The 21338-nt window shown below is 54.0% G+C and carries 22 protein-coding genes and 1 pseudogene; 8 read left to right on the top strand and 15 right to left on the bottom strand.

Going from position 1 to position 21338, the window contains the following annotated elements:
* Positions 1 to 30: 30 nt before the first annotated feature.
* From BMZ81_RS05655 to BMZ81_RS05695, 7 genes and pseudogenes are all read right to left on the bottom strand, one after another.
* A complete protein-coding gene (locus BMZ81_RS05655; RefSeq protein WP_091129660.1) occupies positions 31 to 867 on the bottom strand; it encodes a DUF6017 domain-containing protein in 837 nt (278 codons plus the stop codon).
* Positions 868 to 1247: 380 nt separating this feature from the next.
* A complete protein-coding gene (locus BMZ81_RS05665; RefSeq protein WP_091129664.1) occupies positions 1248 to 1556 on the bottom strand; it encodes a DUF6050 family protein in 309 nt (102 codons plus the stop codon).
* Positions 1557 to 1714: 158 nt separating this feature from the next.
* A pseudogene (locus BMZ81_RS05670) lies at positions 1715 to 1930 on the bottom strand (recombinase family protein); the annotation flags it as partial.
* 145 nt (positions 1931 to 2075) lie between these two features.
* On the bottom strand, positions 2076 to 2270 hold the full coding sequence (locus tag BMZ81_RS05675; RefSeq protein WP_002334813.1) for a hypothetical protein: 195 nt from the start codon (positions 2268 to 2270) through the stop codon (positions 2076 to 2078).
* Between the two features lie 72 nt (positions 2271 to 2342).
* Positions 2343 to 3287, bottom strand: a complete 945-nt coding sequence (gene mobV, locus BMZ81_RS05680; RefSeq protein ID WP_091129666.1) for a MobV family relaxase — start codon at positions 3285 to 3287, stop codon at positions 2343 to 2345.
* A 182-nt stretch (positions 3288 to 3469) separates the two neighbouring features.
* Entirely contained in the window at positions 3470 to 3865 is a 396-nt protein-coding gene (locus BMZ81_RS05690) for a replication initiator protein A (protein ID WP_091129667.1), read from the bottom strand.
* A gap of 111 nt (positions 3866 to 3976) precedes the next feature.
* Complete coding sequence (locus BMZ81_RS05695; RefSeq protein ID WP_091129670.1) at positions 3977 to 4390, bottom strand: cysteine-rich VLP domain-containing protein; 414 nt, start codon at positions 4388 to 4390, stop codon at positions 3977 to 3979.
* 340 nt (positions 4391 to 4730) lie between these two features.
* On the opposite strand from BMZ81_RS05695, the gene BMZ81_RS05705 reads away from it, so the two are divergent.
* From BMZ81_RS05705 to BMZ81_RS05715, 3 genes are all read left to right on the top strand, one after another.
* Positions 4731 to 5531, top strand: a complete 801-nt coding sequence (locus BMZ81_RS05705; protein ID WP_091129674.1) for a helix-turn-helix domain-containing protein — start codon at positions 4731 to 4733, stop codon at positions 5529 to 5531.
* Between the two features lie 47 nt (positions 5532 to 5578).
* Positions 5579 to 6115, top strand: coding sequence for a VanZ family protein (locus BMZ81_RS05710; RefSeq protein WP_087200395.1), 537 nt, complete (start codon positions 5579 to 5581; stop codon positions 6113 to 6115).
* Between the two features lie 95 nt (positions 6116 to 6210).
* Positions 6211 to 7077, top strand: coding sequence for an aminoglycoside 6-adenylyltransferase AadE (locus tag BMZ81_RS05715; RefSeq protein ID WP_001255868.1), 867 nt, complete (start codon positions 6211 to 6213; stop codon positions 7075 to 7077).
* 598 nt (positions 7078 to 7675) lie between these two features.
* Here the strand turns inward: BMZ81_RS05715 and BMZ81_RS05730 are convergent.
* On the bottom strand, positions 7676 to 7813 hold the full coding sequence (locus BMZ81_RS05730) for a helix-turn-helix domain-containing protein (RefSeq protein ID WP_091129677.1): 138 nt from the start codon (positions 7811 to 7813) through the stop codon (positions 7676 to 7678).
* Between the two features lie 273 nt (positions 7814 to 8086).
* On the opposite strand from BMZ81_RS05730, the gene BMZ81_RS05735 reads away from it, so the two are divergent.
* On the top strand, positions 8087 to 10327 hold the full coding sequence (locus BMZ81_RS05735; protein WP_091129679.1) for a hydratase: 2241 nt from the start codon (positions 8087 to 8089) through the stop codon (positions 10325 to 10327).
* Between the two features lies 1 nt (position 10328).
* Positions 10329 to 11546: an NADP-dependent isocitrate dehydrogenase gene (locus BMZ81_RS05740; protein WP_091129681.1), complete on the top strand. Its 1218-nt coding sequence runs from the start codon at positions 10329 to 10331 to the stop codon at positions 11544 to 11546.
* A gap of 110 nt (positions 11547 to 11656) precedes the next feature.
* Here BMZ81_RS05740 and BMZ81_RS05745 read toward each other — a convergent pair whose 3' ends face one another.
* From BMZ81_RS05745 to BMZ81_RS05760, 4 genes are all read right to left on the bottom strand, one after another.
* Complete coding sequence (locus tag BMZ81_RS05745; protein WP_091129683.1) at positions 11657 to 11860, bottom strand: DUF6774 domain-containing protein; 204 nt, start codon at positions 11858 to 11860, stop codon at positions 11657 to 11659.
* 82 nt (positions 11861 to 11942) lie between these two features.
* Positions 11943 to 13160 carry a DUF2812 domain-containing protein gene (locus BMZ81_RS05750; protein ID WP_091129685.1) on the bottom strand — a complete coding sequence of 406 codons (1218 nt, stop codon included), beginning with the start codon at positions 13158 to 13160 and terminating at the stop codon, positions 11943 to 11945.
* A gap of 14 nt (positions 13161 to 13174) precedes the next feature.
* Positions 13175 to 14326, bottom strand: coding sequence for a DUF2812 domain-containing protein (locus tag BMZ81_RS05755; protein ID WP_091129687.1), 1152 nt, complete (start codon positions 14324 to 14326; stop codon positions 13175 to 13177).
* Complete coding sequence (locus BMZ81_RS05760; protein WP_091129690.1) at positions 14323 to 14637, bottom strand: PadR family transcriptional regulator; 315 nt, start codon at positions 14635 to 14637, stop codon at positions 14323 to 14325. The genes BMZ81_RS05755 and BMZ81_RS05760 overlap by 4 nt, the downstream gene beginning before the upstream one ends.
* Before the next feature lie 191 nt (positions 14638 to 14828).
* On the opposite strand from BMZ81_RS05760, the gene BMZ81_RS05765 reads away from it, so the two are divergent.
* The 3 genes from BMZ81_RS05765 (at position 14829) to gdhA (ending at position 18068) form a co-directional block, all read left to right on the top strand.
* Positions 14829 to 15656 (top strand): cell wall hydrolase, encoded by an 828-nt coding sequence (locus tag BMZ81_RS05765; RefSeq protein WP_091129693.1) that lies wholly within the window; start codon positions 14829 to 14831, stop codon positions 15654 to 15656.
* Between the two features lie 60 nt (positions 15657 to 15716).
* Positions 15717 to 16511, top strand: a complete 795-nt coding sequence (locus tag BMZ81_RS05770; protein ID WP_091129694.1) for a TIGR04255 family protein — start codon at positions 15717 to 15719, stop codon at positions 16509 to 16511.
* Positions 16512 to 16718: 207 nt separating this feature from the next.
* On the top strand, positions 16719 to 18068 hold the full coding sequence (gdhA, locus tag BMZ81_RS05775; RefSeq protein ID WP_091129697.1) for an NADP-specific glutamate dehydrogenase: 1350 nt from the start codon (positions 16719 to 16721) through the stop codon (positions 18066 to 18068).
* A gap of 60 nt (positions 18069 to 18128) precedes the next feature.
* On the opposite strand, the gene BMZ81_RS05780 is transcribed toward gdhA, so the two are convergent.
* From BMZ81_RS05780 to cysK, 3 genes are all read right to left on the bottom strand, one after another.
* Positions 18129 to 19637: a hypothetical protein gene (locus tag BMZ81_RS05780; protein ID WP_091129699.1), complete on the bottom strand. Its 1509-nt coding sequence runs from the start codon at positions 19635 to 19637 to the stop codon at positions 18129 to 18131.
* Entirely contained in the window at positions 19634 to 20176 is a 543-nt protein-coding gene (locus BMZ81_RS05785) for an RNA polymerase sigma factor (RefSeq protein ID WP_177187213.1), read from the bottom strand. Before BMZ81_RS05785 ends, BMZ81_RS05780 begins: the two co-directional genes overlap by 4 nt.
* Before the next feature lie 142 nt (positions 20177 to 20318).
* Complete coding sequence (gene cysK / locus BMZ81_RS05790) at positions 20319 to 21251, bottom strand: cysteine synthase A (protein WP_091129835.1); 933 nt, start codon at positions 21249 to 21251, stop codon at positions 20319 to 20321.
* Positions 21252 to 21338 lie beyond the last annotated feature (87 nt).

Below are 21338 nucleotides of genomic sequence, written 5' to 3' on the forward strand. Positions count from 1 at the left end.
GCGCATGATTGATACCTCCTTCCGAAGAGCTTATTTCTGACCGTAAAGGTCGTGATTGACGAGAGCGGAGTAGTAGTTGTCCATCGTCAGCGATGCGTTATACAAGGTCGTGAGCATATATGCCCGGATGTTCCGAATGTCGGACGGGCATTCGTCCATTGCGTGAAGGACATACTCAATGTGGCTGCTGTTAAGCTTGAGAAAGCGGGACTTTACCACTTGCTGCGGCATCTCCTCTCCGTTGATGCGGATTGTCGGGCGAGTAGAACAGATGGCATCCAGCATGATCTCAACCATTTCATTTACGCGGTCAGTATCGAAGCGCTTGTCCTGAGAGAGTATGTCAAGCTCAAGATTGTCCCGAATAATCTCTTCATACTGCGCTCTCATGTCCATCTCATCCATCCCATCAAGATTGATGGATTGATAATTACTCAGAGAGTTATTTCTTTCTTGGGTAATTACTTGATTAGTATTTATTTGTGCGGGATTATCCGTGTGTGGCTTATCCATGTCAGGACTATCCACATCTGGATTTTCCGTATGTGGATTTTCCGTATCAGAAAGAACCGGCTGCGGCTTCTCATATATCTCAAAGACCATGCAGGACATTCTGCCTTTGCTGTCCCTTGTCCTGTGCCGGACGAGATAACCATGCTTTTCAAGCTCACGGAGAGCGGACTGGATGGCATCGGGACCTTCCTTGCAGATTGCCGACAAACCGCGAGTCGAAAACTTCCAGCCGTCGTTGAATGAAAGCATCTTGGAAAGCAGCCCGACTGCCTTGAGAGACAGGCTTTTATCTCTGAGATGGAAATTAGCCATGACCGTGTAGCTGCGGTCTTTGTTTACGCGATAGATTGCCATGTGATCAACGCTCCTTTTTGCTATCCTGCGGACTGCGAAGCGTCGAAAGGGAAACCGGTGAGTAGGGACATTTCTCAAAAACGCAGGATTGATATTTCCAATGCGGACGATGGAAACAGCAGGATCGGCATTCTGGGCAGATACCATCACAGCCGCTATCGTAGTGGTTAAAGCCGGGTACTTCTCGCATGAGAGCTTCAAAGGCTTGCAGATTTCCGGCAGTGTAATAGCTCATGGTGTAATTCTCCTTTCTTGTAGCTACTTGCCGTCAGACTGCAAATCCTGTTATTTCCAGCTTTCGGGCAACAAAAAAAGAGGGGTTCGTTCCGTACTCCGTGATGGAGACGAAACGAACCCCTCTTAACTTACTTTTTTGATATTCAGATGATTTCTCGGATGGTGTGAATGATACCGAGCATTAGCCCGATAATCAGGGCGAGTCCTCCGATAAGACCGCCGACGATAAAATTGACCGCAAGCACCCCTAATGTACCGCCGATTCCAAACCCATGTGGGATGAGCCAGAGGCTCATCCTTCTGATACCGAATGGACATCCTACCAACAGCCACATGAGGAAGTAGTCACAGATACCATCGGTCATGTATATCGGTTTGAAAAAAGCGGCAAGGCAGAGAGCAAATGCAAGCGGAAGAATGACCTCCTTGATCAGTGTTTTAACAGCCCTCATTGTTCCTCCTTCTGCCGGAGGGGGTGTGCCGAGGCTTTCCCGTCCGGCTGCTTGATTATTGTGTGTAGTCCTTTGTTTTCGGTCAAAAAAAGAAGGGACTAAGCCAGAATGCCTTGATTTTCAAGGTCTTTCTGATTTAGTCCCATTATCGCACAATAATCCTTCGTAACAACGCAGTTGATTTTCCCGTCCTCAATGTCATCAATCATTCTCTGAAAATCCGGCCTGTCAAAGTTCGTTCCAGACCATCCATCGTCGATATATTCATCTATGACATTCAGGCCATGCTCGGCGGCATATTGCCGGAGCATCATGCGTTGTGTCTGAATACTCCCGCTTTCTCCTTGCAGTTCATCGTCCCGGCTCAATCTCATATAAAGCGCCGTGTTGTAAATCGTAGTATTGTAAGGTTGTTTCACCGTTAAAAATCCTCCTTCTAAAGAAACAACCCACGCTTACAATACTTTTGCTCTATGGCAATTATATCATAAGCGTGGGCGTGTTATCAATGATGGGCTATCAGGTTGAAGCGGCTTTTTCTGCGGTATGCCGCACCACATCTACAATCAGATCACCGAGGGGCTTCCCGCCTGCGGCGAAGTGTTCGGAGATTTTTATACGGTTGTTCCCACATACAAAATACTGCGTGCCGTTCTCTGCTTGTATGACCTGCCCTGTCCGGGGTGTAAAAATATCGCTTTCGCTTTTTGCCATCCAGTGTCCTCCATATTCAGTTTTCAAGGTACAATGCCGCACAAAGGCGGCGAAAATTTCTGCTTATATCTATCACCTTTCCTTTACCGTGTGCCGCTGCTGACGTTTCAGTTCCGCCAGTATATCCGGCGGGATACGGTCAACCAGCCGCTGTAAATTGTCCAGTTCGCTTTTCAGCTTTGCCCGTTCCATCGTATCTTTCATCTTTCCTTTTTCGCTGGCCTTTGCCCTTGCTTCCAACTTCTCATTCTCCGCCAACAGGTCATTGATTGTGACCTTGTACTTTTTCAACTGCCCGGAGAAGTTCTCCATCTGCGGGAACCACTTTTTTAGCATGGAGAGGGCTTCCTCTTTTTTCTTTCCGGCGTTCAGCGGGTTAATGCCGTCAAGGGCGGCTTCAATGGCTCTGGCCTGTCGGGAGAGGGAAACCGCCTGTTTGAAAAGCCGGGTGGGGATATGCTTCCGGCCTGTCTTGCTGGCACTCTCCCCACGCTCCAAGTCGGGATATTTCACCACCATATAGGCGTGAAAATCGTCCTGCCACTTCGTCAGGTTTGCCCGGTTGCCGATAATCTCCTTTGCACACAGGCGGTTGTCCTTTGTCAGCGGAACAAAGGTCAAATGCAGGTGGGGCGTTTTCTCGTCCATGTGTACCACCGCCGACACGATATTTTCCCGTCCTACCCGGCCAATGAGGAAGTCCGCCGCCCTCTGGAAAAACGCCTGTATCTCCTTTGGGGATTTCCCCTTGAAAAACTCCGGGCTGGCAGTTACCAGCGTATCGACAAACCGTGTGCTGTCCTTGCGGGTTCGGCACCCGGCCTGCTCAATCCGGCTCTGAATGAAGTGGTAATAGCGTCCCTCCGGCTTGACGATATGGAAGTTGTATTTGCTCCGGCTTGTGTCAATGTCGGGATTGCTGGCATACTGTTCTTTCTGTCTTTCGTGATGGGCTTCCAGCGGCCTTGCCGGGTTGCCCTTGTGCTTCTCAAACCGTAAAATTGCGTGTTGTGCCATTCTGCTCCTTTCCCCATTCCTTTCCTATCCGGGGTTTTCCACAGGGAAAATCCCGCAGAAAATAGCTCGGATAGGATTGGAATGGATAGAATATAAATCAATCTTTTTATCTTTGTATTTCTATATACCGTCCGGTTTTCGTACGTCTCAGGAGTGATTTCCGTACTTCATGGGTACGGTTTTCAGTCCTCCGGCGTACCAGAACGGGATTTCTTGAAGTCGGTGTTTGGAACCGCTTCATAGGATTTTGGAAAAATGCGATTGGGTTTTCCACAGCCCTGCTTCTGGATCTCCACCAGTCCGGCGTATTGCAGTTCCCGCAGGGTATTCACCGCTTTCTGCCGCCCACAGTGGAGCAGGTCAACCACTTCACAGATGGGGTAATACAGGAAAATCCGTCCGCAGTCATCCGCCCACCCATTCTTGCGGGATAACTCTGTCCGGCGCAGGATAAAGGCGTACAGAACCTTTGCCTCGTTGGACAGGGGCTTGAATGTGGGGGCTTCAAAGAGGAAATTCGGGAGCCGGGTGAAGCTGAACGCCCTTTCCGGCTGATGGATATAGATGGTATTTGTCATAGTGCGTTTTGTGGACGGTTAGAAGCCCGTTTTCCGGGGCGGACGATACTTTATACCACCTGCCCCGGTTTGGGGCTTGCGAAGCCTGATAAATCAAGGCTTTTTCCGCTCCTAACTGTCCACAGCAGACCTCCTTTTCCGTTCACTTTCTGTTTTCTGCCGCCTGTGAGCTCTGGCGGCACAGCCGGGGCAGTATTTTGCCCGGTTGGATTTAGGGACAAATACACCGCCGCAGACCGCACAGCGTTTCAAGTCCTTATCCCGGAAAATCTCCGCTTCCAGCGTTCCGTCCAGCGGCAAAACCGCCCAGCGGAACCACTTACAGCAGACCGAGAAAGAAACCGTCTGCGGGCAGGTGCAGGTGTCCCCATCGTCAAGGACAATGCAGTTGCCGTCCTCACAGCAACAGCACTCTCGGCGTATCAGGCTGGCCGCCTGTTTCCTTTGCGCCGGTGTCATGCGGTAAAGGGAACCGTCCAGCCTGCGTTCCAGCGGCGGCAAGTCTTTATAGGGGTTATCTCTCATGCGTTCCCTCCATTTTGCTTTCCGTTGCCGTTCCCCCCGAAAAGTTTTCCTGCCCCATTCCTGCGGCGTGTTCCGGCGTTGGCACGCTCCCCGCAGCTTCGGGACATTTTGTCCCGAAGCTCGGTTCCTTGCGGTGCTTCCCCAGCCGGGGTATTCCTTTTTGGACGGTCATTCTGTTTTCAAGGTGCTGTCCATCGATGAACTATCCTAAGTCTACACCTAAATGACCGCCCGTCCCGTATATCCGAAAGGTAGGAAATCCGCCCGGAAAACTCCCTATTTCCACGCTCTCGGAATTGTGGTAGAATGAAAGTAAGATTTGCAGACAAGGAGGGAGAACATGGAACTATCCATACAAGAACGCCTGAAAGACCTGCGTGTGGAGCGTGGCCTGACGCTGGAGCAGCTTGCGGAAGAAACCCATCTCTCCAAGTCTGCGTTAGGCAGCTATGAGGGGGACAAGTTCAAGGACATCAGCCACTATGCCCTTATCCAGCTGGCAAAGTTTTACGAAGTGTCCGTTGATTATCTGCTGTGCCGTTCTGAAACAAAAAATCACCCAAACGCCGATCTTGCAGACCTGCGTTTGAGTGATGATATGATTGAATTTTTGAAAAGCAGGCTGGTGGACAATTCCCTTTTGTGTGAACTGGCGACGCACCCGGATTTCCCCCGGCTCATGGCCGACCTTGAAATCTATGTGAACGGCGTAGCGGGAAAGCAGGTGCAGAGCGCAAACGCCATTGTGGACGCTGTGAGTGCAACGATTATGAAACAACACAATCCCGGCTTGACTGACCCGCAGCTGCGACAGCTTATCGCCGCCCACATTGACGACGACAGCTTTTGCCGCTATGTGATACAGCAGGACATAAACAAGATAGCCCTCGACCTGCGGGAAGCCCACAAGGACGATTTTTTCAGCGTCCCGGAGGACAATCCTCTGGAAGATTTTTTGCAGACAGCCGAGGAAGCCGCTAAAGAGGACAGCGACCCGGAGCAGGCGGCTTTGGCGTTTATCTGTAAGCGGCTTAAACTGAATTACAAGAAGCTGTCTGAGGAAGAAAAGAAGTGGCTGAAAAAGATTGCACAGAAGTCGGACTTGCTGAAAAATCCCAAGTCACAACGGGGACATAAATAAACCAATAAATTACATGTTTAAGGACTTTAGGAGTTATATCATCGCTAATGAAATACGCCATAGATTTTGCAATTTTGTTATTGCTGTATATTCTTTATTTTTACAAAAGATGGAAAGCACAGGGAAAAGAAATCGTATTTATCAGGACAACAATGTATGTGTACCTTGCATTTGTTCTGTACTTTACTTTGATGCCTATAGCCACATCTTTACCACTTATTTTTAATCACCCGTATGTACCAATGAATATGGTGCCATTTATTGATGTATTAGAAGGGAGAGGCGATTTTTTCAAGCAAATCGGATTAAATGTCCTAATGACGATTCCGTTTGGTATCTTATTACCTATGAATACCAGGAAAAATTTTTCATCTGTTGTGATATATGCTTTTTTAATGAGCCTTTCCATCGAACTATTGCAACCACTTATTAATGGCGCAAGGTCATCTGATGTGACTGACATTATCACCAATGTGTTAGGAGCCGTTATTGGCTATGTAATATACTTGCTCATAAAACCAAGGCTTAAAAAATTGAATAGACAAAGAAAAAATATATTTGAATTAAAAGATGGATACAAATAACAAAGCCAGCCGAGCCAGTCTTTGCTGATGGGTAATCAAGGCGGGAAAGCCCTAAAATGGTTTCACACCTATTTCAATAATTGGAGGAGATAAAAATGAGATCAGAAAAGGAAGTTTATGATATTGTTTTGAATTTTGCAAAAACAGACAAACGCATTCGCATGGTTACTTTGGAAGGATCTAGAACAAATACAAATATTCCGCCTGATGATTTTCAGGATTTTGATATTACTTTTTTTGTTACGGATATGGACAGCTTCACAAGTGATGATAAATGGCTAGATATATTTGGTGAAAGGTTGATTCTGCAAAAGCCGGAAGATATGGAATTATTTCCAGCTGTAGAAAAGGGATTTTCATATTTAATGCTGTTTACTGATGATGTTAAGATAGATTTAACTTTGCTGCCGCTGGAACTGATAGACGAGTATTTTACATGGGATAAACTGGTAAAGTTACTGTTGGATAAAGACAACCGTATCGTAAAGCCGCCAATACCAACGGATATAGACTACCACTTGCAGAAGCCTACTCAAAGAATGTTTGACGATTGCTGTAATGAATTTTGGAATACTACAACATATGTAGTAAAGGGCTTATGCCGCAAAGAAATTCTTTTTGCTATTGACCATATGAATGATATAGTACGAAAAGAATTGCTTCGCATGATTTCCTGGCTGATTGGTATCAAACAGGGATTTCATTTCAGTTTGGGAAAAAACTATAAATTTATGAAGCAATATGTCCCAGAGGAATTGTGGGAACGACTTATGTCCACTTATAATATGGATTCCTATCCCCATATGTGGGAATCCTTTGAACAATGTATGGCATTGTTCCGGGAGGTTTCGTCAGAAGTGGCATGCCAGTTGGATTACCAGTATCCACTATATGATGAAAAAATCAGTAATTATGTGATTCGGCAAAAGAAAAAATATGGCATTGAAGATGATAACAAATAAAATTTTTTCAATCGAAAAAATTTATTTTGATTATTCAATTTTGAAAAACTGAATACCTCAAAATCAGAAAGAACGCGGACAAGCACTTTGAGGGATTGGCCGCCTTGTCCACCCATTCAGTGGGACGGCGGGTGGCGGTCAAGGCCGGGTGTAAACCCGTTCATTTCAGCCTTGACGGTTACCCGCTGTCCTGTTACTTTTCCGGGAGTGTAGCCACAACTTCGGGACACTTTGTCCACAAGTCGGAGCGTAGGGCGATGAACGGGGGCTTTCATATACGCCCTGTCTGCTGTTGAAACCAGACCTGCGCTTACGGCTCCACGCCACACAAGCACAGCCCTGTTTTCCTGCCGCTTCAAATGCCCTTGCCCTCCCCGGCGGCAACGGCATTTTCACGGCAACGCCGACAGAGCGTATAACACACTACACTTTGCTTCGCAAAGTCGTGTGCCAAATGGGGGCGTTGCCCCCTTTGGAAACCCCCACAAGAAAAGGCGGTACGCTACCCCTCCACGGGGCGCATACCGCCTTTTCTTGTTATCCAGCCCTCCGGCTGTATCGGTTGAGCAAAAGTCAGCGTGGGATTGATGTGGTATCTTTATCTAAGTGAACCCCCGCGTTCCCACTTACTGACGGCCTGGACGCTGACATGCAGTGCCTCCGCCATGTATCGCTGTGTCCAATTCCGTTCCATCCGCAGGCGCAGAATCAATGCGCCAGTCTCTTTGCTGTCCATCGTACTCACCTCATTTATCAGCATACCCGATTCCAGAGGATTTTGCAATCAACGCTGCGTTGAATTGCGCTTTAACGCACCAACCGAAGATTTTTCCTCTATGCAAAACGGACCGTCATTTATCCGCTGATACCAAATTTCTTGGACAGTTTTCCAAATTTGCAAGTTAAAGTGCTTTTCCTTGCAAAATTACTTTTCAACAATTTGGATTTGTGCTATATTATTCTGCAAGATAACTCCGGCGAAAGCCGTGATGATCAGGAGGTCGCACACATGATCACGCTCCACGAAAATGGCGTATTTCTGACCGGCGGTGTCCCTTGTAACGCCGCATCCCTTTCCCCGGCGGAGGGCCGCAGGCAGACCATGGCCTACAAAATTCTCCAGGCTCATAATACCTCCGGCGATCCGTCAAAGCTGAAAATCCGCTTTGATGCCATGGTGTCCCACGATATTACCTATGTTGGCATTATCCAGCAGGCCCGGGCCTCCGGTATGACGGAATTTCCCATTCCTTATGCACTGACCAACTGCCACAACAGTCTTTGCGCAGTGGGCGGCACCATCAATGAGGATGACCATGTCTTTGGCCTGTCCGCCGCCAAAAAATACGGCGGTATCTATGTGCCCGCCAACCAGAGCGTCATTCACTCCTATGCAAGAGAGCAGCTGGCAGGCTGCGGAAAAATGATTTTGGGCTCTGACTCCCACACCCGGTACGGCGCCCTGGGCACCATGGCGGTGGGCGAGGGTGGCCCCGAACTTGCCAAGCAGCTTCTGAAAAACACTTGGGACGTCAATTATCCCGAGGTGGTTCTGGTCTATCTCACCGGTACGCCCAAGCGTGGCGTCGGCCCCCACGACGTTGCCATTGCCTTGGTAAAAGCTACGTTTGAAAATGGTTTTGTCAACAACCGGGTGCTGGAATTTGCCGGTCCCGGCATTGCAGCTCTCCCCATTGACTTTCGCAACGGCATCGATGTGATGACCACGGAGACCACCTGCCTCTCCTCTATTTGGGAAACGGACGCCGTAACAGAAGGCTTCTATCAAGCCCACCAGCGGCCGGAGGATTACCTGCCCCTCCATCCCGGCGAGGGGGCTTACTACGACCGGATGGTGACCATTGAGCTGGACAAGGTGGAATCCATGATTGCGCTGCCCTTCCACCCCTCCAATGCCTGGACCATCCACGAATTTCTGGAAAATGCAGACGAAATTCTCGCCGGGGTACAGGCGGATGCCCAGAAACGTTTTCCCAAGGCAAAAATTGACCTCTCCGGCAAGATCCACGACGGCGGCGTTTGGGCCGATCAAGGCGTAATTGCCGGCTGCGCCGGAGGACTCTTTGACAACATCGACGAGGCGGCGGAGATTTTGAAGGACGGCTCCTGCGGAAACGGCTATTTCACGCTGGACGTCTATCCCACCAGCGTGCCCGTCAGTCTGGAACTGACAAAAATCGGCGCTACGACTGATCTGCTGGAGAGCGGCGCAGTAATCAAACCCAGTTTCTGCGGTCCCTGCTTCGGTGCCGGAGATGTGCCCTCCCACAACGGCCTGAGTCTGCGGCACACCACCCGGAACTTCCCCAACCGGGAGGGCAGCAAGCCCGGCGAGGGCCAGTTTGCCGGCGTGTGCCTGATGGACGCCCGCTCCATTGCCGCCACAGCCCGCTGCGGCGGCAGGATTACCGCCGCCACGGACATCGACTATACGCCGGTTCGCCACGAGTATCACTTTGACAAGGGCGTTTACGACCGGCGTCTGTATTATGGCTTCGGCAAGGCGGATCCCAATGCGGAGTTGATTATGGGCCCCAACATCACCGACTGGCCGAAGATGCAGCCCTTGGCAGAAAACCTTCTGGTGGAGCTGGCGGCAGTGCTCCGGGACCCCGTCACCACCACCGATGAGCTGATTCCCTCCGGCGAAACCTCCTCCTATCGCTCCAATCCTTTGCGTCTGGCGGAGTTTACCCTCTCCCGCCGGGAGCCGGACTATGTGCCCCGGGCCAAGGCTGCGGCAGGTCTGGAAGCAGCACGGCTGGCCGGAGGCGCTCCGGAAGCGCTGCGGTCCATTTTGGACAGAGTTGGAGACGGATCCGCACTGCTGAACAACACCCAGTTCGGCTCCTGTGTGTTCGCCAACAAGCCCGGCGACGGTTCCGCCCGGGAGCAGGCGGCCAGCTGCCAGAAAGTTCTGGGCGGTTTTGCCAACATCTGCTACGAATTTGCCACCAAACGCTACCGTTCCAACTGCATCAACTGGGGCATTCTGCCCTTCACCATCGACTGGGAAACGCCCTTCGACTATGCGCCCGGCGACTGCGTATTCATCCCCGGGATCCGGCAGGCAATTGAAACCGGCGCGGAAGACATTCCCGCCAAGGTTCTCCGAAAGAACGGCGAAGAGACGGAAATTCTCCTCCATGTGAGGGGGCTCACAGATGACGAGAAAGAGATCATCCTGGACGGCTGTTTGATGAATTACTATGCAAAGAGGGTGAAATAACGTGGAGAAAATCAAAATGACGACGCCGCTGGTGGAGATGGACGGCGACGAGATGACCCGGATTCTCTGGAAGTGGATTAAAGAAAAGCTTATTCTCCCCTTTGTGGATTTAAAAACGGAATACTATGATCTGGGCCTGCTGCACCGGAACGAGACCCAGGATCAGGTGACGGTAGATGCCGCCAACGCCACCAAGCGCCTAGGCGTGGCTGTAAAGTGCGCCACCATCACGCCCAACAAGCAGCGGATGGAGGAGTACCCTCAGCTCACGGAGATGTGGAAATCCCCCAATGGCACCATCCGGGCCATTCTGGACGGCACCGCCTTTCGGGCCCCCATTGTTCTGCCCTGCATTCATCCGGTGGTGAAAAACTGGGAGGCGCCCATCACCATCGCCCGCCATGCTTATGGCGACATGTACAAGGCTGTGGATATGACCACGGAGGAGCCGGGCATCTGCACCATGACGTTCAAAGGGGAGAGCGGGGCTGAAAAAACGCTGACTGTTCAGAAGGTGGACGGCCCCGCCGTATGGCAGGGGCAGCACAATAAGGAGGCCAGCATCCGTGCCTTTGCCAAGAGTTGTTTCCAGTATGCCATTAATCAAAAGCAGGATCTGTGGTTCTCCACCAAGGACACCATCGCCAAAATTTATGACGGGGAGTTCAAGCGGATTTTTGAGGAGGAGTACGAACAGACCTACAAGGCGGAATTTGAAAAGCTGGGCCTGACCTACTTCTATACGCTGATTGATGACGCCGTGGCCCGCTGTATCCGTTCCAAAGGCGGCTTTATCTGGGCGCTGAAGAACTATGACGGAGACGTGATGAGCGATATGGTGGCCACCGCCTTCGGCAGCCTTGCCATGATGACCAGCGTGCTGGTCTCCCCCGACGGCACCATGGAGTTTGAGGCCAGCCATGGTACCGTCACCCGGCACTACTACAAGTATCTGCAGGGGGAGAAGACCTCTACCAATCCCATTGCCACAATTTTTGCCTGGTCCGGCGCCCTTAAGCGCCGGGGTGAACTGGACGGACTGAAGGACTTGGCTGCGTTTGGCCAGGCCCTGGAGGATGCCTCCCTGGAAACGCTGCTGGGCGGCATCATGACCCGTGATCTGATCGGCCTTGTGGACGAGGGCTTCCAAACAACCGCTGTCAACAGCGAGGAATTTCTGGATGCCATTGCCGGTCGGCTGGCGAAAAAGCTGGCGTAATTAAAAAAAGCACCCGCGCATCCAAAAGATGCGCGGGTGCTTTTCACTTCATCTGCCGTACAGCCAATAGGTGGCGACATTCCCGTCTCCCCGTCGGCATTCTCTGTATGTCACAGACTGCTCAAATCCGCCGCCGCGGCATCACCAGCGGCGGTGTTCTGGTTCAGCGCCTGCAGGGCGGCAATGGTGGACAGGGTTGTTCCCAGCTGCGTGAACAGCAATGCCAGCCGGGTCAGTTCCTCCTGGCTTTCCGCGCATCTTGCGATGGCTGCCGCCGCGGCATAGACGCTGGCGCTCCACTCAATGGGGTCCACAACTCCGCCTCCTCTCTTCCCTCTCCAGTCTATGAACAGATGGAATTCCAATATGCCGGGCAGCGCCGCTGCCTTCATGCCGTTATGTACGGGCCAAAATGCCAGCCAGATACTCTCCGGCGTCCCGCAGATCTGCGGCGCCGTGGTAATAGAGCGTCAGTAGGGCATTTCCCTGGGCCGCCACGAGATATTGTGTGCAATACGTGTCTCCCTCCGCCCCCCGCTCCCGGGTCCACCAGAGGCTGTCCAGCCCTGCCGCCTCCGCAAAGGCCAAAGGCTCCCAGCTTCGCCAGCCGTCAAATTCCTCCAGCAGCTCCTCCTCCAGTCTGTCCGCCAGAGCGGGCGTCCGCAGGCGGTAGTACGCCATCTCTGCAAACACCTGCTCTCCATCCGGCAAGTCCGCATATTGGCGTGTCCAGTACATCTCCGGAGCAGGGGGCAGGGACTTGCGGTCGGCGCTGAACCAATTGACCATATTCTCCGGGATTCCATCCAGTGCGGAGAGCTCCACCGTCACCACCTCCGGCCGGGGGCGGTCCTTCTCCCAGTCCATGGCCTCTTTGGTATGCTGGGGGAAGCTGGAACTGGTATAGCCCGCAGTCCCGGGAAAGGTGTACACCAGCTGCAGCACCAGAATCGCCACGGCTGTTCCGTAGGAAATCCAGGCCAGCCACAGCTGCCGGCGGTAGGGCCGGGGCCGCTCCAGGGGAATGCCGGCGGTGAGTGTTTTCCAAAGCCGGCGCATGTTCCGCACATCCAGCCACAGCTCCACCAGAAGCAGCACCCAAAATGCGCTTCCAAGGAGCGGCCGCACCACCCATTCGGACCACCGGGTCTCCCGGAGAGCCTCCAGCAGCGTCATGTCCGCCACCATCCGGAGCGTGGCCGCAGCCAGTGCCAGCAGCACCAGAAGATACCCCGCCGTCTGCCAGAGCATCCGCCGTTTCAGATAGCGGTAGCCTTCCGCCTGCACCACCGGGTCGGTGTCCAGCTCCGGTGCCGCCGGGTCGGTGCACCGCCAGACACGGAACACCCCATTCAGCACCCCCACATGCTCCCAGCCCAAATCCCGGTATAATGCTTCCCGCTCCGGATCCAGCGGCTCCTTCTTTTCGCTGATGGGCTGAAGGCGGTAGCGGCTCTCCCGGTGCTCCTCTCTCTGCCGCAGCACCCGGCCGCCGGAAATCCCCACCGCCCGGTATCCCTTTCTCTCCTCGTCCTCCAGCCAGGTTTCCACCGCCGCCACATCATAGGCACTGACCGGCGGCAGCACTTTTTCCGGCGTCTGCTGTTCCGTCATAGCCGAGCCCCCTCTCACTGGAATTCCGCCAGGATGGCGGCAAAGTCGTCCAAATGGTCCCGCAGATCCGCGTCCATGCGAATGGCCTGGCACACCACCGCTTTATTTTTATAGGCCACGAACATCTGGATGTTCCTGCCGCCATCGCTGTCCCGGCCCGTCACCACCGCCGCGCCGTCAAACCGGGGATCCTCTAAAATTTCTACCACATCATTTGGCCGGGCCTTTATCCGGGTGTTCAGTCGTTCCTCATACAGGGCCTTGGCAAATACCGGCAGCACGGTGCGGTCAAAATCGGCTCTCATCCAGGGGCCAAACTCCCACCGCCACTGCTCCATTTGACAGCAGAAGGGCACCAGCAGGTTTCGATTTTCCCGGTACTGCGCCCAGTCCATCTCCAAATCAGCGGTCTCCGGATCCAGCGCCGCCATGGCCACCCAGGGCCGCTCCACCGGGGCCTCCTCCAAATCCATGCTGCTTGCGCCCCCGGCAATGCTCACTGTGAAGAGTACCAGCAGGGCAATTGCCGCCCAGGAGGCAGCCTCCCCCCATTTTCGCCGCCGGAGGGACGATTTCAGATCTCCGCCGTGCTCCAGGGGAATTCCTGCCTTCAGACGGCGCCCCACGGCGCGGATGCCCCGCAGCGCCCGCAGATTCTGAACAAGGCTTCTGGTGAAGTACCACAGCACAAACAGCCAGATTCCCCACATCCCATAGAGGAAGGTCTCCACCGGGATGCCCTTTTCCCAGATGCTGCGGAACTGCAGCACAGTCCACACCGCCAGCAGTGCCATAGAGATACAGCTGTTCCGTCGCAGCTTGCGCAGCAGCGTCTCCCAGGCCCAGCTCTGCGCGGCGGGATCGGTGTGTAGCTCCGCAGCGTCCTGATCGCCGCAATAGTAGACCCGATACTCCCCCAAATTGGCTGCGAACCGCCAGCCCATGTCCCGGTAGGCGTTCTCCCGTTCCTCCCGGGCCGCGAAGGACTCCGGCTGGTTGGGCTCCAGGCGAAATCGGAGTATCTGAGGCTCCGCCTTTTCGAATTTTCCGCTGCTGTACCCGGCAAAAGACACCGGCAGCCAGCCCTGGGCCGCCTGTTCCTCCAGCCACTGCTCCAAAAGCCCTGTCTCCCAGTAGGTATCGGGCATAAAAAACCGTTTCTTCATTGCGTCCCCTCCCGCTCTCCATCCGCCACACAGAGCTTCAGGCGGCTCAGCTCCTGCCGGTACAGTGCCCGTCCCCGCTCCGTGATGCAGTAGGTCCGCTTTCTGCCCTCCACCGCGGTTTCTTCAATCAAATGCTCCTCTACAAATTTCGCCAGAATCGTATACAGGGTCCCCGGCCCCATTGCCACCCGGCCCGCCGTGGTATCCTCCACAAACTGGACGATCTCCGTGCCGCACCGCTCCTGCCGCAACAGGGACAGCAGCACATAAAACATACTCTCCGTCAATACTTTCAGCGGTTCCTTCGCCATGGTCTCCCCCCCCAATATCGTTCATCGATATTCTGTATAGCACCAGTGTAATATCGTGTTTCGATATTGTCAACAGGTTTTCGCAAAGCCTCGCAAATTCTTCCCAGCGCTGGCAGGTTTTGAGGGTTGTTCCTTCCGCTGGTTTCCGGTATGCTTTTTTGTATAACACGCCAAAGAAAGGAAGAAACGATATGAAACGGCAAGGTATGTTGACGCGAAATGGCAAGGGGCACTCCCTTGGGGGAACGCTTTTATGCGGTCTTCTGGCCGCGGCCTCCCTCTCGCTTCCCGCCAGGGCAGCCAGGACAGTGCCGGTTCAGGTGGACGGCGATATCCTGCCTGCGGCCTGCTATCTGGAGCAGGGTGTTACCTACGTTCCCCTTCGGACTCTGATGGATGCCTTCGGCGGCTGGGAGGTCTTCTGGGACGCCCAGGAGCAGGAGGCGGTGGCCTCCTCCCAGAACTATCACCTGACGGCAAATCCGGCGGAAAACACCATTACCATCAACGGAGTGGACTATTCCGGAACCGTGTATGTGGAAAGCGGACGGACCTATATCCCCCTGCGGACCGTCACCACCGCTGTGGGCGGTACAGCGGAGTGGGACACGTATCTCGGCGGTGCCGCCGTCACTTCCGCAGACGCTCCCTTTGATGCTTCGGATTTCTATTGGCTCAGCCGCATCATCAGCGCCGAGAGCCAGGGCGAGTCCCTGACCGGTCAGATGGCCGTTGGAAATGTCGTTTTGAACCGAGTTCTCAGCGAGGAGTTTCCAGATACGATTCCCGCTGTAATTTTTGACCGGGTGGACGGCGTGCAGTTTGAGCCTGTGGAAAACGGTACCGTCTACCGCACTCCCACCACGCAGTCGGTGGAGGCGGCCAAGCGGGTGCTGAACGGTGAGGAAGCCATTGGAAACGCGCTGTATTTTTATGCACCTGCTCTGTCCCAGGGCATCTGGATCAACGCCAACCGTACATATTACACAACGATTGGCTGCCACCGGTTTTACCTGTAATTGACTTTTTCATACAGCCGGGATAAAATAAAGGCAATATAGAGCAAAGGAGCCTTATCCATGCTGTTTGATCATCGTCCCAGAAATCATTACCGCGTGTCGCCGATCCGAGAGGTTATCTGCCAGCTGCGGTTTCCCACCATTCTCACCATCAACAACGTGGAGCCCGCTGACTTTCAGGAGGCCATCCGGTCGGAGTTTCCCCAGTATGTCCGGCGGCAGGACGCCCCACCCCCAAAAATCTCCGGCCTGGGCAGCCCCAGCCCGAAGGTTGAACAGGCGCGGCCTGTCACAAACTACAACTTCCTCTCGGAGGATAATCAGTGGAAGCTGAATCTGACCCAGAACTTTATCGCCCTCTCCACGCTCCGTTATTCGGGATGGGAGGAGTTTGCCCGTCAACTGGACAAGCCGCTGGCCGCCTTTATCCAGATCTACAAGCCCGCCTTTTTCCAGCGTGTGGGACTGCGGTATGTGAATATCTTCTCCAGAGAGCGGCTGGGACTGGAGGGGACACTCTGGGCTGATTTGTTCCCCCCTGCCTACACCGGCCTTCTCCAGGAACCTGACATCAGGGAGGATGACGTTCTCACCGCATCCCATGACCTGCAGCTGAAGCTGGACTCCAGCTGCCAGGCAAAAATTCACGCAGGCCCTGGCCGGATAAAAGCCAACACTCCCGGCGCTCCTCAGGATCCGGAGATCAAGTTCATTTTCGACATGGATTTATCCATGGGCGGGAATATTCCCTGCACGCTGTCCGCCGGCGCGCTGGAAACGCTTCACGCCCATTCCACGCCGTTGTTCGAGGGCGCCATTACTGATAAGCTCCGGAGCGCCATGGAACCGGAATAACCCCGCCCGTCTATCAAACACAAAAGACAGAGCCGCTGTCCCCCGTTGACTGGCAGCTCTGTTTTTTTGTTGAAACCATGAAAAACCGCTCCCATTTTTCTCCATATTTTAGAGATTTTCGATCTTGTGTAAATTCCGGTTTTTTCGGTATCCTAATTTTATAAAAATATCAGTGTGACGCTGATAGAAGTAAGAGGGGCAAAGGGTATGTTGAAAAGCGAATATCTGCAGCGCGTGTATACACAGGTGATCGCCCGCGATCCAGATCAGCGGGAGTTCCATCAGGCGGTTTTAGAGGTTCTGGAGAGCCTGGACTTGATCGTGGAAAAGCACCCCGAGTACGAGAAGCACGGCATCATTGAAGCATTTGTGGAACCGGAGCGCGTGATCAGCTTCCGGGTACCCTGGGTGGACGACCAGGGCCGCGTGCGGGTAAACCGCGGCTACCGGATCCAGTTCAGCTCTGCCATCGGCCCCTATAAGGGCGGCCTGCGGTTCCATCCCACAGTGAACCTGTCTATTTTAAAGTTCCTGGGTTTTGAACAAATTCTGAAGAACAGCTTGACCGGCCTGCCCATGGGCGGTGCCAAGGGTGGCGCTGACTTTGATCCCAAGGGCAAAAGCGACAACGAGGTCATGCGTTTCTGCCAGAGCTTTATGACAGAGTTAAACCGCCACATTGGCCAGTTTGTGGATGTTCCTGCCGGCGACATCGGCGTGGGTGCCCGGGAAATCGGCTATCTCTTTGGCCAGTACCGCCGCATCCGCGGCAGCTATGACGCCGGTGTTCTCACTGGCAAGGGACTGGCTTTCGGCGGCTCCTTGGCCCGGACGGAAGCCACAGGCTACGGCCTTTGCTATTTGACGGAAGAGATGCTCAAGTGCATGAAGAACGACAGCTTCGCCGGCAAAACGGTTGTGATCTCCGGCTCGGGCAACGTGGCGATCTTCGCTGCAGAGAAGGCCACGGCACTAGGCGCAAAGGTTGTGGCCCTCAGCGATTCCAACGGTTATATCCACGATCCGGACGGCATCAAGCTGGATGTGGTAAAGGATATCAAGCTCAAGCGCCGCGCACGGATCAAAGTTTATGCAGATGAGGTTCCCGGCAGCACGTATGCAGATGGCTTCCGTGGCATTTGGAATGTCCCCTGTGATATCGCCCTGCCCTGCGCTACTCAGAATGAAATCGACGAAGAAACCGCCAAGATCATCGTCAAAAACGGTGCGATGGCCGTGGCGGAAGGCGCCAATATGCCCTGCCGTCCCGAGGCTATTCGGGTGTTCCAGGAAGCCGGTCTGCTGTTTGCTCCTGCCAAGGCTGCCAATGCGGGCGGCGTGGCCACCAGCGGCCTGGAAATGAGCCAGAACAGCATGCGCTATTCCTGGACCTTCGAAGAGGTGGACCACCGTCTGCAGGAAATCATGGTCAACATCTTCCACAACACCTATGATGCCTCTGTGGAGTGCGACGCTCCCGGCGATTTGGTGGTGGGCGCCAACATTGCGGGCTTCCTGAAGGTGGCCGGCGTGATGCTGGCACAGGGTCTGATCTGATTTTTTTAAATGCGAGGCCGCCGAAAAAGCCAACTGGCTTTTTCGGCGGCCTTCCTGTTTCTATTTCAGTGTGAACTCCAGGCCAAAGCCCGTCAGTCCGGCCACATCTGCCGGATCAATCATCTGCTCAAACCGCTCACGGACCTGAATCCCTGCCTTAGGCCACCACTCCCAGAAAATTCCCGGTGAAACCTCCGTTCCATCGGCCAGATGAAGCGTAACTGTCTGCCGGGCTCCCTTCACTTTTTCAACCGGCACCTGAGCCTCCTCACTCCCAATCAGGTCCAGATTCATCGCCAGCGGTGAGACCTCCAACTTTCCCACCTCCACAGTACTGCCATCTTCTTTTTTCAGTTCCACTGTCCAACTCCGGGTGGCATCCTGATAGTCCAGCACCCAGCTTTGTGTCAGGCTGTCCGCCAGAAGCACTTCATAAGAGGGGTCGGCCGCCGCTTCGCCATACGTGACGGAAACGGTTTTTGTGATTCCATCCAGATACACCAGGGCATTCTGCTCACTTTTTATCAGTACGGCGATGACACCGTCCTCCCAGCGGCAACCAATTCTGCCCCCGGCTTCTTCCAGCGCTGTTTCCCATCCCTCGGTGAACAGATCATGACTACCGTCTCCGATACAAATCTGCTTTTCAGCCGAGCCGGTCGTTATGATGGTCTCCGGAGCACTGATATAGGCACGAAACGCCCCTGTTTCGTCCGGCACAAAGGTGCATTGGATCGCCCTGCCGGCAGACACCTGCACATAATCGTCTTTCTCCGGCAACGTTCTCTCCCGGCCAAACTCTTCCAGCGTCACGGCGGCAGTTTGTCCGGAGATGCTGTTTCTGGCTCCCGCCGCTACCAGATAGGTGATGGAATGCTCTGTGCGCTCCAGCTCTTCCCAATGGCCGGATGCAAATTGAACCCCGCTCAGCTCATCCGTATTTCGGAACTCAAAATATTTTTCCCGGAAGTCCATCTCATCCGTCAGCTGGAAGGTATTCGGAAAGTCCACCCGGATCAACGCATACAGGTTTCGGCTGTCTCCAATGGTCTGGAGAACCGTCATCCTCGCTCCGGTTGCCTGTGTCACCAGATTCAGCGCCTGTCCCATAGGCTTCAGCGCCTCCTGCTGCTCTTCAGGCACCTGCAGGCGCGCCGCCACCCGCGTGTCCATCTCATAACTGCCCGGCTCTGCCGGTGCTTCCTTCTCCGGCCACAGTTCCTCTGGAGCAGTTTCTTTCGGAGCCGCTTTTTCCGGCAGCTGCAGCTTCGGGGCAAGCGTTTCCTCCGTTTTGATCTGCGGCTGTGCCGTCTTTAGTCCGAACGCCGCTGCAATGGTTCCCTGGGTGGCATAGTTGGCCACTGCCAGCGCACTGGCAGACAGTGCGCAAATTACGGCCGCAATGCAAAGTCCGCGAAGCGCCGTCTTTCGTCCCGCAGCGGATTTGGATGGGACGGTTTTTTCAATTTTCATAAGTGTAAGGCGCTTTACAGCATTTGGATTAAACGTTGGCAGATCCGGCACCAAAGCATCCAGCTCTTCCTCTGTTGGAAACATCCGATCCATCATTGTGCCATCCCCCTTTCCATCAAATACCGCCGTAGTTTTTCACGCCCCCGCCGCAGACGGCTGCGCAGCGTAGCCGGATTCTCCCCTGTCACCGCAGCAATTTCGTCGGTGGTTTGTCCCAAATAGTAGAAGCGAAAAAATAGCTTTCGCTCCTCCTCTGGCAAACTGTCCACAGCCCGCCGCAGCTCCTCTGCAGTCTCCAGGTTCTCCGCCAGCTTCTCCGGACCAGAACAGGGGTCTTCTATTTCCTCCGTCTCCGGCAGCGGATCTGTCAAGTGCAATCCCCGCAGGCGCTGGCGGGCTGTATTCCGCGCGATTGCCGCCAGATATGGCCGCAAGTCGTCCCCCCTTATCCGCTCCCGGCTGTTCCAAAGGGCTACAAACACATCAGAAAGTGCCTCCTCTATATCCTCCTGCGTCATCATCCGGTTCAGATATGCAGCGATAATCTTTGCCACGTAGGCACTGTAGCGGTCAATGATTTGCTCCAGAGCAGCTGGATCTCCCAGATGGAGCTGTATTACTACTTGGTCCTGCAAAGAACTCCCTCCCTGCCGCCGCAGCTCAGGCTGTGCGGTTTTCTACCTATCAATATCCATCGGCCCGGAGAAATGTTGCAGTTTCCTGCATCTTTTTCTCATATTGCAAAAAGGCGGAGCCAAATGGCCCCGCCTTTTTCTGTCACGCTTCTTCAAACATAGGGGTAGAGAGATAGCGCTCACCACTGTCGGGCAAAAACGCCACGATGATCTTGCCACGATTCTCCGGGCGACGGGCCAGTTCCGCCGCTGCCCAAACGGCCGCGCCGGAGGTAATCCCCACCAGAATGCCCTCTCGCCGGGCCAACTCTCGACCGGTAGCATAGGCGTCCTCCTCCGCCACGGGCAGAATCTCATCCAAAATTTTCCGATCCAGATTTTCCGGAACAAAATTCGCACCGATTCCCTGAAGGCCGTGGGAGCCAGCGTGCCCCTGGGTCAGCAGCGGCGAGGAGGCAGGTTCCACTGCCACAATCTGAACAGCAGGGTTTTTCTTCTTCAAATACCGGCCTGTTCCGGTAATCGTGCCGCCTGTTCCCACACCTGCTACAAAAATATCCACTTTTTTGTCCGTATCTGTCCAAATCTCCGGCCCGGTGGTGAGGAAATGCGCCTCCGGGTTGGCGGGGTTTTCAAACTGTCCGGCGATCATGCTTCCCGGAATGCTCCGGTGCAGCTCCTCCGCCTTAGCTACCGAGCCTGCCATTCCTTCCTTTCCCGGCGTCAGCACGATTTCCGCCCCGTAGGCAGCAATCAGTTTTCTTCGCTCCACGCTCATAGTCTCCGGCATAGTCAGCAGTACCCGATACCCTTTGGCGGCAGCCACGGCAGCCAAGCCAATACCCGTATTTCCAGAGGTGGGCTCAATGATGGTTGCGCCGGGAGCCAGACGGCCCTCGGCCTCCGCACGGGCAATCATACGAACCGCCACCCGGTCTTTCGCGCTGCCCGCGGGGTTCATACATTCTAATTTTGCAAAGATCGTGGCAGACAAGCCGTGGGCTGTTTCGTAATTTGTCAGTTCCAGAAGCGGCGTATGGCCAATGAGATCGGCAACGCTGCGGGCAATGTTCATAAAAGGGTACCTCCAAGCTTTTTTCCCATCATACACCCTTTTGTCCTCTGCCGCAATGAAAAAGAGACCGGCTATGCCGGTCTCTTC

The sequence above is a fragment of the Oscillibacter sp. PC13 genome (assembly GCF_900115635.1).
Taxonomy (GTDB): Bacteria; Bacillota; Clostridia; order Oscillospirales; family Oscillospiraceae; genus Oscillibacter.